This is a genomic window from Fulvivirga ulvae, from assembly GCF_021389975.1.
In the GTDB taxonomy this organism is placed as follows: Bacteria; Bacteroidota; Bacteroidia; order Cytophagales; family Cyclobacteriaceae; genus Fulvivirga; species Fulvivirga ulvae.
In genome coordinates this window covers 1,374,606-1,387,334 of sequence record NZ_CP089981.1, presented here as the reverse complement: position 1 = coordinate 1,387,334, position 12,729 = coordinate 1,374,606, and the positions used below count along the sequence as shown (strand labels likewise).

General features: G+C 40.8%; 11 protein-coding genes. 7 read left to right on the top strand and 4 right to left on the bottom strand.

The window, feature by feature from the left end; all coding sequences use genetic code 11:
• The first annotated feature begins 6 nt into the window (after positions 1–6).
• The 7 genes from LVD17_RS05810 to chrA all read left to right on the top strand — a co-directional run bounded on the left by LVD17_RS05810 (position 7) and on the right by chrA (position 10,407).
• Positions 7–4,923, top strand: coding sequence for a HAMP domain-containing protein (locus LVD17_RS05810; RefSeq protein ID WP_233765376.1), 4,917 nt, complete (start codon positions 7–9; stop codon positions 4,921–4,923).
• Between the two features lie 28 nt (positions 4,924–4,951).
• Positions 4,952–5,488, top strand: a complete 537-nt coding sequence (locus LVD17_RS05805) for a chemotaxis protein CheW (protein ID WP_233765374.1) — start codon at positions 4,952–4,954, stop codon at positions 5,486–5,488.
• 29 nt (positions 5,489–5,517) lie between these two features.
• Positions 5,518–5,796 (top strand): response regulator, encoded by a 279-nt coding sequence (locus LVD17_RS05800; protein ID WP_233765373.1) that lies wholly within the window; start codon positions 5,518–5,520, stop codon positions 5,794–5,796.
• Positions 5,797–5,897: 101 nt separating this feature from the next.
• Positions 5,898–7,541 (top strand): chemotaxis protein CheA, encoded by a 1,644-nt coding sequence (locus tag LVD17_RS05795; protein WP_233765371.1) that lies wholly within the window; start codon positions 5,898–5,900, stop codon positions 7,539–7,541.
• Between the two features lie 23 nt (positions 7,542–7,564).
• Complete coding sequence (locus LVD17_RS05790; protein WP_233765369.1) at positions 7,565–8,179, top strand: chemotaxis protein CheC; 615 nt, start codon at positions 7,565–7,567, stop codon at positions 8,177–8,179.
• A gap of 73 nt (positions 8,180–8,252) precedes the next feature.
• A complete protein-coding gene (locus LVD17_RS05785; protein ID WP_233765368.1) occupies positions 8,253–9,224 on the top strand; it encodes an isopenicillin N synthase family dioxygenase in 972 nt (323 codons plus the stop codon).
• Positions 9,225–9,231: 7 nt separating this feature from the next.
• Positions 9,232–10,407 (top strand): chromate efflux transporter, encoded by a 1,176-nt coding sequence (gene chrA, locus LVD17_RS05780; RefSeq protein WP_233765367.1) that lies wholly within the window; start codon positions 9,232–9,234, stop codon positions 10,405–10,407.
• A 7-nt stretch (positions 10,408–10,414) separates the two neighbouring features.
• Here chrA and LVD17_RS05775 read toward each other — a convergent pair whose 3' ends face one another.
• The 4 genes from LVD17_RS05775 to gcvH all read right to left on the bottom strand — a co-directional run bounded on the left by LVD17_RS05775 (position 10,415) and on the right by gcvH (position 12,675).
• Positions 10,415–11,089 (bottom strand): energy transducer TonB, encoded by a 675-nt coding sequence (locus LVD17_RS05775; RefSeq protein WP_233767934.1) that lies wholly within the window; start codon positions 11,087–11,089, stop codon positions 10,415–10,417.
• Positions 11,090–11,176: 87 nt separating this feature from the next.
• Positions 11,177–11,851 (bottom strand): energy transducer TonB, encoded by a 675-nt coding sequence (locus LVD17_RS05770; RefSeq protein ID WP_233765366.1) that lies wholly within the window; start codon positions 11,849–11,851, stop codon positions 11,177–11,179.
• Positions 11,852–11,923: 72 nt separating this feature from the next.
• Entirely contained in the window at positions 11,924–12,289 is a 366-nt protein-coding gene (locus LVD17_RS05765; protein WP_233765365.1) for a VanZ family protein, read from the bottom strand.
• A gap of 5 nt (positions 12,290–12,294) precedes the next feature.
• A complete protein-coding gene (gcvH, locus tag LVD17_RS05760; protein ID WP_233765364.1) occupies positions 12,295–12,675 on the bottom strand; it encodes a glycine cleavage system protein GcvH in 381 nt (126 codons plus the stop codon).
• Positions 12,676–12,729 lie beyond the last annotated feature (54 nt).

Sequence of the window (12,729 nt, the reverse complement as noted above, 5' to 3'; positions counted from 1 at the left end):
AACAAAATGAAACCGTCCAATAAATCCGATAATGAGAAGAATGTAGATAAAAGGCACGTAGATTCAAAAAAGGGGAGTTATGCTAATGCTCAATCACAAGAAGAGCCTCCACGAGAAACCCCCAACGATGACCATCGCCCCAGCCGCAAAGAATATGAATTGTATTCCATTCCCATAAAAGAAACGCTTAAGCACGAAGAATATGCGACAAAGCAGCTCAATAAAATATTATTTGCACTTGACGCCTTTAAAAAGGGGGATATCTCTGTTCGACTGAACAAGGAAGAAGATGATATCTTTTCTGAGATTGCTGAGGCATATAATAGTATGGTGGAGATGATTTCCGGAGTTGGAGGTGAGGTTTCAAGAATATCAAAAGTTGCAGGTATTGAGGGAAATCTTACGGCACGCGCTTCTGCTGAAAATGCTTCAGGTTTTTGGAAGGACATCATTAATAATATTAACGGATTAGTTGATTCCATAGCCGTGCCGGTTTTGGAAGTGGGAAAAGTTCTTAAGAATATTTCTGGAGGGAACCTCTATGAGAAATTTGAAATTCCTGTTACCGGTGATTTTAAGGTCATGGCTGAAACCATAAACCGCACTATTGATAACCTGAATCTTTTTGCAGGAGAGGTGACCCGCGTTGCATTGGAAGTAGGGACGGAAGGTAAACTTGGTGGGCAGGCTACAGTGCCAAATGTAGCAGGTGTTTGGAAAGACCTTACTGATAATGTAAATCTAATGGCCAGTAATCTTACGAATCAGGTTAGAGATATAGCCAATGTAGCCACTGCGGTTGCAAAAGGTAACCTGACAAAGAAGGTATCTGTAGATGTAAAGGGAGAGTTCCTGGTATTGAAGGAGAATATAAATCAAATGACGGACTCGCTCAATACGTTTGCAGATGAGGTGATTCGTGTAGCCCGCGAAGTAGGAACGGAAGGTAATCTTGGAGGACAGGCGAAAGTTCCAGGTGTTGAGGGTGTATGGAAGGAGTTAACAGAGAATGTGAATATGATGGCTAGTAATCTTACTTCTCAGGTAAGAGATATCGCCAAGGTATCAACGGCTGTGGCTCAGGGCGACTTAACCCAAAAGATCTCAGTGGATGTAAAGGGGGAAATCGCAGGTTTGAAAGAGAATATAAATAAAATGGTTGATTCTCTGAATATATTCAGTAATGAGGTTACAAGAGTTGCCCGTGAGGTAGGTACAGAAGGTAAACTCGGTGGTCAGGCAAATGTTCCTAACGTAGCGGGGGTTTGGAAGGACCTTACTGATAACGTAAACACAATGGCCAGTAATCTTACAGACCAGGTTCGTGATATTGCAAAGGTTTCCTCTGCTGTTGCACAGGGGGACTTATCTCAAAAAGTAGCGGTGGATGTAAAAGGTGAAATTGCAGATCTTAAAGAGAATATTAATGGAATGGTGGATTCCTTAAATATTTTCTCAGATGAGGTAACGAGGGTTGCCCGTGAAGTAGGAACAGAGGGTAAACTGGGAGGTCAGGCCAATGTACCCAATGTAGCGGGTGTATGGAAAGAGCTTACGGACAATGTGAATACCATGGCTCATAACCTTACTCTTCAGGTACGGGATATTGCCGATGTGGCCATAGCAGTGGCTAAAGGAGATATGACGCAGAAAATTAAAGTAGATGCCAAGGGAGAAATAGAAGACCTTAAAGAAAATATAAATAAAATGGTTGACTCTCTTAATATTTTCAGCAATGAGGTTACAAGGGTGGCCCGTGAGGTGGGAACAGAGGGTAAACTAGGTGGTCAAGCCAATGTACCTAATGTAGCAGGTGTTTGGAAGGAGCTCACTGATAATGTGAATACCATGGCAAGTAACCTTACTCTACAGGTGCGGGATATTGCCGATGTGGCTATTGCGGTTGCCAAGGGAGATATGACACAAAAAATTACGGTTGACGTAAAAGGTGAGTTCCTGGAGTTAAAGGAATATCTCAACCAAATGGTGGATTCCCTGAATATTTTTGCCAGTGAGGTAACGAGGGTTGCCCGCGAAGTAGGAACAGAGGGTAATCTTGGAGGTCAGGCTATAGTACCTGGGGTGGAAGGACTGTGGAAGGAGCTCACGGATAATGTGAATACGATGGCCAGTAACCTTACAGAGCAAGTGAGAGATATTGCCAAGGTATCCACTGCTGTAGCAAAGGGAGATTTGACGAAAAAAATCTCGGTGGATGTGAAAGGTGAGATCGCCGATCTGAAGGAGAACATTAATAAGATGGTGGACTCTCTCAACATATTTAGTAATGAGGTGACACGGGTTGCTCGTGAGGTTGGAACAGAGGGAAAACTAGGTGGACTCGCCAATGTGCCAAACGTGGCTGGAGTCTGGAAAGACCTAACGGATAATGTAAATACTATGGGTAGTAATTTGACGGCTCAGGTGAGAGATATCTCTCATGTGGCTACTGCGGTTGCCGAAGGGGATTTGAGTCAAAAGATTACTGTAGATGTAAAGGGAGAGATTGCCGATTTGAAAGATAATATTAACAAGATGGTGGACTCTCTTAATGTTTTTGCAGAAGAGGTGACCAGAGTGGCCCGTGAAGTGGGTACCGAAGGCAAACTGGGAGGGCAGGCAAATGTACCTGCTGTTGAAGGGGTTTGGAAGCACCTGACTGAAAATGTAAATATTATGGCAAACAACCTGACCACACAGGTAAGAGGAATTGCAGGGGTGGCCACAGCAGTAGCCAAAGGTGATCTGACTCAGAAAATAACAGTGGAAGTCCAGGGAGAAGTACTGGAGCTTAAAAATATAATTAACCAAATGGTGGACTCCCTGAATATATTCGCAGGGGAGGTGACCAGAGTGTCTCGCGAAGTAGGAACGGAAGGGAGATTAGGAGGTCAGGCCAATGTGCCGGGGGTGGAAGGCATATGGAAAGAACTCACTGTGAATGTTAACACTATGGCGTCTAACCTTACGCTGCAAGTGAGAGATATTGCTCAGGTAGCCACGGCTGTTGCCAGAGGTGATCTAACTAAGAAAATAACGGTTGATGTTAATGGTGAGCTTGCTGTACTGAAGGAGAATCTTAATAAAATGGTGGACTCTCTGAACGTATTCTCGAGTGAGGTAACGCGTGTTGCCCGTGAAGTGGGTACCGAAGGTAAGCTGGGCGGTCAGGCGAATGTTCCCGGGGTGGAAGGTGTTTGGAAGCAATTAACAGAGAATGTAAATATAATGGCCAATAACCTGACCACCCAGGTGCGGGGTATTGTGAGTCTGGTTACAGCCGTTTCCAAAGGAGATCTTACACAGAAGTTTACACTGGATGCGAGAGGAGAGGTAGCCGGTTTGGCTGAAACGATCAACTCCATGGTGACTATGTTAAACTCATTGGCCAGAGAGGTGAGCAGGGTAGCGAGAGTTGCAGGTACGGAAGGCAAACTCACTGAGCGTGTAGCCATGACTGATATCAGCGGAAGCTGGAAGGAACTGGTTGATACTTTAAATAACTTGCTTGAATCCATTGTTTCGCCTGTTCTTGAAGTAAGTAGAATCGTGAGGGCCATTTCTGAGGGAGACCTTACACAGAGAGTTGAAATTACGACGGCCGGAGATATTCAATCCATGTCAAATGCCCTCAATACTGCCGTTAGCAATTTGAATACGCTTCTCTTAAATATTAATGAAAGCTCTATGGTAGTAGGGCAATCGTCAGAAGAAATGGCGGCCAAAGGACTTGATATGAACGAAATAACGGTTAATGTAGCATTTTCTATGCAGGCCATGGCCGAAGGTTCAAAAAATCAGGCAGGGAAAACAGATCAGGCCTTTAAGCTGATAGAGGAAATCATGACGGGTACCGAAGAGACAGCGCACAAGGCGGAGATTGTGAATAACGCAGCGGCATTGGGTGAGAATACCTCTCAAATGGGTATGAAAACTGTATCTCAGGTAGTTCGCAATATGGAGCAAATTGCCTCTTCCGCGGCTCTCACGGCGAAAACAATTGAGGTGTTAAGTGAGCGATCCCAGGAAATCTCCAAATACCTGGGAGTGATAACAGATATTTCCTCCCAGACGAACCTTCTAGCTTTAAATGCCGCTATTGAGGCAGCCAGAGCCGGTGAAGCAGGCAAAGGTTTTGCAGTTGTGGCGGAAGAAATCAGAAAACTTGCAGAGGGATCAAGAAAATCTGCGAACGAAATAGAAACATTAGTGGCTGATGTGAAGAAGGACTCTTCCTCAGCATCAGCGGCTATTGTCAATATGACCGAAATAGTGGATAAAGGAAAGCAGGCAACTTTTGATGCCACTGAGGCTTTTGAGAATATAGCAGCCTCAAGTAGTAAAACACTTAAAACAGCCGAAGATATCCGTATCGCAACAGAGTTACAAAAAATGAAGATATCGGACGTTGTTAAATATGTGGAGGAAGTAGTGGATATAGCAGAGCAAACGGCTAATACAACGGAAGGAGTGGCAAGCACGGCTCAGCAATTATCAGCGGCAATGGAAGAGTTTACGGAATCCAGTCAGAATATGAAATTTATTGCAGAGGACCTTCAAATGGGTATAGCTGCATTTAAGCTTTATCCTACAAACGAACGTGAACTGCACATTAGTCCTCAGCGTATTCAAAGCCATAACAGGCTGTTGACCTTTAAAGCGCAAAATGAAACCATATCAAAACGGAAAAATATCCCAACAGTTTTGAAAGGAACGTCCAAGGGATTAAAGACGATAAGAAATAAACCCGATAATAAACCTCAAACACCAAAAACAACGGCAAAGAGCAAAACTGCAACTGCAAAAACTGCGGATAATGCAAAGAAAACAACACCGAAGAGTGTTTCAACAAAGAAGGCTGATGATACTAAAAAGACGGTGCGTAGACCAAATACTAAATCGGGATCCGGTAAAAAACAATGATTTATAGATGTCCAGTCAAGAATATGTTATGAAACATTCAGATAAAAGCGCTTCCGGTAATAATCTTGGACAACCTGTGCGCAACGATAAACTGTATCAATTTGTCACTTTTAAATTGGCCGGAGGCGATTATGCAGTAAATATCGAATATGTAAAAGAGGTAACAATAACTCCAAAAGTATCTAAAATGCCCCGAACCCCCTTTTTTATAAAAGGAGTTGCTAATGTACGAGGTGACCTTATCGCTATAGTAGACCTTGAAGAGAGGTTTGGTCTGAAATCGTCATCATTAAAAGTTAAGGATGTTAGTGAGCCGGAAACCTACACCATGGTTATTGATGCTGATACTTATACAATTGGGTTTATTGTAAAGGAAATGCCTAATACGCTGGTTTTGAATGAATCGCAAATAGATAGATCGGCAGATGTAATAGAAAAAGCAAAATTTAAAAATAAATATATAACCGGTCTGGGAAAACTCGGCGATGGCAATCTGGTTGTGCTGCTTGATATATTAAAAGTGCTTTCCAAAAAGGAAATACAGGAAGTTTCGTCGGTGAGATAAAAAAGGATTGTAACTAAATTTAATAAGTAATGAGCAAGAATATTTTAGTGGTTGATGACTCATATTATATGAGAACCATTCTTAGGAATATCCTGGAGGATGCAGGGTATAAAGTAATTGATGAAGCGGCCAGTGGTCAGGATGCCATAAAGAGTGTAGATAAAAGTCGCTATGAACTTGATCTTGTAACCCTGGACTTGATCTTACCGGATAATTCAGGTTTGGATGTTTTAAAGTCCATTAAAAAAGGGGTATCCGGAAAAGGCTGTGGTAGTGGTAAGCGCTGTGGGCCAAACCAGTATCATTGATCAGGCTATAGAAATTGGCGCTGATGCCTACATAACAAAACCTTTCGAGGAGGCTAAGGTCATTGAAGTTATCGAAGAGGTGCTAAGCAAAAGTGATGTAAATGAATGATCGGGATAAGGAATATCGGGTTATATTTTTGGCAGAGGCACAGCAGAGCTATGATCAGATATCCACCGATATTGTAAAATTGGAAAAGGATCCTGGCAATGAAAATATAGTGGATGAGATATTCAGGCTTTTACATAATATGAAGGCCAATGCGTCTACTATGGATCTTGATGCAATTGCTGAACTGTCGCATTGTCTGGAAAATGTTTTTAGTTCAATAAGGACAGGTGAGTTGGTTTTTGAGGGTAACAAGGTAAATCTCATTTTTAAGGCAATTGATTATCTCGGCTATCTGATAAATAATATTGGTAAATCTCAACGCCAAATTCATAATGATGAGTTATTGGCTGACCTAAATGATCTGGTTGTAAAAGGAGAAGTACCTGCAGAAGCATCTCAGGAGCATACTTCCTCCTTTATTTCTAAAAAGCTTCATTTGTCAGACTCAGTGTCCATACCAGTTAGAAAACTTGATGATTTGCTTAATCTTGTTGGTGAACTTATCATAAGCCGTGATCACCTGATTAATTTTGCGGAACTGAGTGAAAATCAGCAAATGAAGCATATTACGCAAAGCCTCTCTCGCATCGCCGACAGTATTCAGGAGACGGTAATGACAGCGCGGCTTGTTACGGTGTCTTCTTTGTTTAACAAGTTTCCTAAGGTCATACGGGATATTGCATCTGATGAAAACAAGAAAGTTAACCTGAGTATAACCGGTACAGACACCACTATAGATAGAAATGTACTGAAAGTAATTTCAGACATCATGATCCATTTAATAAGAAATGCTATTATTCATGGTATTGAGGACCCGGATGAACGGATAAAAAGGAAGAAGTCTGAAGAGGGTAAAGTGGAAATTTCCGCCATCAGCGAAAAAGGACTTGTTTTTATTTCTATTTCTGATGATGGCAGGGGAATAGATACCAAAGCTATTAAAGCAAAGGCCATTAAAAAGGATATTATTTCCCAGTCCAGGGCTCGTGGTCTGGGTGAAAGGGAGACTCTTGGGCTTTTGTTTGTTCCTGGTTTTTCAATGGCTGATAAGGTAACAGAATATGCAGGAAGAGGTGTGGGGCTTGATATTGTAAAGAGGGTAATAGATTCAATTGGTGGTGATTTAAGAATAGAATCAAAAGTGGGTGAAGGTACACGATTCATTATGTCTCTCCCTATTTCCATGGCAGTGAAAGCCGCTCTGCTTTTTAAGGTAAGTGATAATAATTTTGCTTTGCCACTGCTCAATATTCATGTTGTAGTTACAGTTTCGCGAGATATGATCCATAATGTTGGAGAAGTACTGGTTTTAGAGCATAAAAATGAAATGATTGAACTCATTTATCTGCACGATTTTCTTTTCAAAGAACTTGACTATTCAAGTCATATTAATTTGAAAAGAGAGGTAATGGATGTGATAGTGGTTTGGTATAATAATAAAAAATATGGTCTTGTTGTAGATCAACTGCTTCGTCAGCAGGAGATTATGATTAAGCCATTACAAAATCCACTTGATGATAATACGTTATTTAGCGGTATAACACTTTTGGGCTCAGGAGAAGTCTGTTATGTTCTGGATGTTGCAGGTACCTCCAAAGCCTATGAACAAAAAGATAATAAAGTACAATTACACTAGCGCCACTCATGCCCACAGATACTATGACAGATTTGGAAAAGGATATACTCCGCGAGCTAATGAATATTATATTGGCAAAGGCGGGAGATTCGTTTGCCAAGCTATCAAAAGAGGAAGTTATTATTAATGTGCCCAGTCTATATGCAGTTGACAAAGAGACAGCACTAAAAGAGCTGTTTGATGATCGTGAGGTAGAGATAATTATTCAGTCTGAAATAAAAGGAGATATATATGCCCACAGCCTCATTATATTTTCAAAACGGCAGATACAGATGTTTGAAAGGGCCTGCCTCAATACTGAGAATGTAACCAAAAGCATGCGGGAGTCTCTGCTATTAGAAATAAGTAATATAGTAACCGGAACATTGGTCAGCTACCTGGCTGATATTTTAAATATTAATATTTACGGATGCGTGCCCAGTGCTCCGGTATACAGAGATACAATTCGGGAAGAAGAGCTATTGCTTGACCTGGATCTTACAAGACCTGTTTTGTTCACGGTGAACACTGTTTTTAAAGCAAGCCGTAATCATGCTGATATTCCAATGATACTCATTTTTGATGTTCCTAACCTGGAAAAAATTGTAGAAATGGTCAGAAGGATAAACAGGCATGAATTTATCCTGCTAAAGAAGTAGTGTATAACCACTCAGTGTAGCTTTATTTAAATTAATTCATTTAATTTAGCATTAGTAATTAAAAAGCTAATTTATGAGTGATATATTATATGATGAAGTACCATCACTTGACCTTGCAGATTTTAATAGTGATGATGAGGCCCGCAGGAGTAAATTCGTAAATGACTTAGGAGAGGCTTATAATAATATTGGTTTTGTTGCGATTAAGAACCATTACCTGACCGAAGAACTTTCAAAGAAGTTATATGCAGCAATCCAAAAGTTTTTCTCCTTGCCTGATGATGTTAAGCAAAAGTATGAAATAGAAGGCCTCGCAGGCCAGCGAGGTTATATTGGCAAAGGAAAAGAGCATGCTAAAGGAAGAAAGACTGGTGACTTAAAAGAATTTTACCACATAGGACAAGAAGTGACTGACAATGATCCTATCAAGGAAGAATACCCTGACAACGTGTGGGTAGATGAAGTACCGGAGTTGAAGACTGTAGGGCTTGAAGTGTACAGACGACTTGAAAAAACAGGTATTGAAATGTTAAAGGCAATTGCTTTATACCTTGGCCTTGATGAGAACTATTTTGATGGTAGGGTGAAAAATGGAAATAGCATCTTACGACCTATTCATTATTTTCCTATTGAGAATCCTGAAGCTGTTCCCGACGATGCTGTGAGAGCAGCTGAACACGGTGATATTAATTTAATTACTCTGCTTATGGGGGCAAGTGCTGATGGACTTCAGGTATTGCGAAGAGATGGCAAGTGGATTCCTATTACAGCGCTTCCCGAACAATTAGTAGTGAATGTTGGAGACATGTTGGAGCGTCTTACCAACAAAAAGCTTAAATCAACAATACACAGAGTTGTTAATCCTCCTAAGGATCAAATGAGAACATCGAGATATTCGATTCCGTTCTTTATGCACCCAAGGTCTGAAATGGATTTGACGTGCCTGGAGAATTGTATTGATTCAGAGCACCCCAAACAGTTTGAAGATATTACTGCAGGACAGTTCCTAGATCAAAGATTAGCGGAGATCGGTCTTAAGAAATAGCCTGACTTTGATTAAAAGGGTACGATATTACATCTTCCTGAAAGACGTATTGATACTGGCATTAAGCGCTTTTGGCGGCCCTCAAGCCCATATTGCCCTTATGTTTGACCTTATGGTTACCAAGAGGCGATATTTGTCCGAAGAGGATCTTATAGAGCTTAATGCCCTGTGTCAGATACTTCCTGGGCCCACTTCAACGCAAACCGTCACGGCTATAGGTTTTAGGATAGGTGGACCCAATCTGGCTTACCTTACTTTGTTGGTTTGGATGATACCTGCAGTCACGTTGATGACTATTGCAGGAATTACTATGAGCCATTTGCAATCCCGCAATATGTCCATTGAGTTTACTAAATTCATTCAGCCTATGGCTGTTGGCTTTGTGAGTTATGCAGGTTTAAGAATAAGTCAGAAAGTCATTAAAACAAAAACAGCGGTTGTGATTCTGATCCTTTCTGCTATCGGTTCATTTCTTTTTAAGTCACCTTTTGTTTTTCCAGTTTTGATATTGGCCGGTGGCGCTTTTACTGCATTTAAATATAAAGCACAACCGATAGAAGAGAAAGATCGGATAAAAATACAATGGGCAAATTTTATCTTGTGGGCTGGATTTTTTGTATTCATAGCTACATTGGGTGGACTCACAAGGTATCTTCCCGTAAGGCTATTGGAGAATTTTTATCGAAGTGGAAGTCTTATCTTCGGAGGAGGTCAGGTACTAATACCACTTCTGTATACAGAATTTGTTGAGTTTAAGCGCTATTTGACTTCTGAAGAGTTTTTAACAGGCTATGCGCTGGTACAATCAGTCCCAGGCCCGGTGTTCTCATTCTGTGCTTATATCGGGGCACTATCTATGCGGGGATTTGGCATAGGAGGCCAGGTACTTGGGGCTTTAGTAGCTTCAATAGGTATTTTTCTTCCAGGCACCTTTTTAATATTTTTTGTGATCAGATTTTGGGAAGGTTTAAAGAAGTACCGAATAGTTAAGGCTTCGTTGGAAGGTATTAATGCCGCCAGCTCGGGAATGGTTATAGCAGCTGCTGTACTGATGTTTCTGCCTTTAGAGCCTAATGTTCAGAATATACTAATAACCGCAGGGACGCTTGCGGTGCTTGTGTTCACCAGGATCCCTGCTCCGATTATTATATTATTGGGGCTGGGTGCAGGGTTTGTTTTATAATGTAGATTTAGTTAAGTCCGAATACTATTTGAATCATAATTCTCTGGCTAACAGGTACGCCGCGTTGTCTTGGAGGATTCCAGAGAGGAGCATTTTCGATAATACGCTTAGCTTCTTCATCACAACCGACTCCGATTCCCCTTGCTATCTGTACATCTGATATGCTGCCGTCGGGTGTCACTACAAACTGGACAAATACGCGCCCTTCTATTCCCATTCTTCTTGCCTGGGCCGGGTATCTCATTGACTGACTTACATATTTATAAAATGCTTCAAAACCACCTTTAGGGGTAGCAGGCTCTTCAACAATTTGAAAAATTTGATCAGGGAACTCTTCTTCAGGAGCCTCTTCGAACAAGAACTCCTCTATAATCTCCTCTTCTGTAATTTCTATGTCAAGATCTACCTCTATCTCTTGTATTATTTCCTCTTCGTTTGGGATTTCGATAATTTCCGGTAGCTTGATTCGTGGAGGTGGTGGAGGGGGTTGCTCTGTAGGAGGAATGTCCAGAAGGTCTTCGAAGTCGTCTTGCATATGTCCGAGATCTACCAGTGGAGTGGCATTGTAACTTTTCCATTCAAAGGCTATCAAAACTGTCCCTATAGCCATAAACAGGCCAATGCTAAAGCTTAAGCCTGACAACTTATGAACATCAGCATGTTTATACTTTTTAGGTTCAATCGTAGTAACTAATTAATTAGTTATAAAACTAAGAAATTAGTTATATATAACAAAAAGAAACCCGACTTTTTAGAGCCGGGCTTTTTATTATCCTAGTTTAAAAGTAATCGGTAATATAATTCTTTGTTTTACCGGTTTACCTCTTTGCTTCGGAGGACTCCACTTCGGAGCGCCTTTAATTACTCTTACAGCTTCTTCATCACAACCGGCCCCAATGCCCTTTACAGCTTGTACTTCGGTAAGGGAACCATCTTTATCCACAACGAACTGAACATATACCTTACCTTCAATACCCATACGTCTGGCTTGTGCAGGATATTTTAATTTATCGGCTACATATTTATAAAATGCTTCATAGCCTCCAGGAGGTGTTGCAGGGTCTTCCACAATCATGAAAACTTCTTCGGCAACCTCTTCTTCCGGAGCTTCTTCAATTACTATGTCCTCGATTACTTCTTCTTCTGTAATTTCCACATCAAGGTCTACCTCAATCTCTTCTTCAATTTCTTCTTCATCAGGAACCTCTATAATTTCAGGCTGCTGAATCTTTGGTGGAGGTGGAGGTGGCTGTTCTGTTGGTGGTATTTCCAGCAAGTCCTCAAAATCATCTTGAACCTGTCCAAGGTCAACTAGGTCACCATCATCATAGTTCTTCCATTCGAAGGCCAGCACCACCAGACACATGGTGACTAGCAAACCAATATTGAAGAAAAGACCAGTTTTCCTGCTTAGGTTAGCTTTTTCTGTCTTTTTAGCTTCCATTATTAATGTACTCTTTATTTAAAATCAAAATGAGTCGTGTTTTCAAATATACAAAACTTAATTAATTTTCAATCAAGCTTTTAACTTATTACGTATATTAAACAGCAATAATCCTAAAAAAGATCCGGCGATATTGGCCACCGCATCATATGCCTCCATGGACCTGTCAGGTATAATACTCTGTGCCGCTTCGATCAAAAAACCATAAGTTGCCGCTACAAGCATTCCGATATAGATCGCATTTTTTCTTTTTATCGAATCCTTCAGGTTCTCATACAGTCCGCTAATCAGCAAAAATGCGAGAACAAAAAAAACAAATCCATGACCTAATTTATCATATGAAAAAATAGATAGGTCCGGAACAGATTTGCCTGGGGTTAGGGTAAGGATCAGAATTAAGATCGCCCAAAGTATCGATCCTATCAGGTATTTATTCATTAAATTTAACCGCCTATAACTTCTTTGTAGGCATCTGCACTTAATAAATCATCAATCTCTGATTGATCTGACATCTTGATTTTGATCATCCATCCTTTTTCATAGGGATCTTCGTTTACCACTTCCGGCGCTGATTCCAGTTCGGAATTTACCTCTTCTACGGTGCCGCTGAGTGGCATAAATAGATCGGATACAGTTTTTACAGCTTCAACAGTACCAAAAACTTCTCCTCTTTCTACATCTTCTCCTTCGGTTTCAATCTCAACATACACTATATCGCCAAGTTCTCCCTGTGCAAAATCGGTAATACCTACAGTGGCTATATCGCCATCAATTTTTACCCATTCGTGATCCTTTGTGTACTTTAGTTCGTTCGGAATGTTCATATCTTTTTTATTAAATTTTGGCTCAAAAATACATTCTTTTTCCAAATGCAGAAA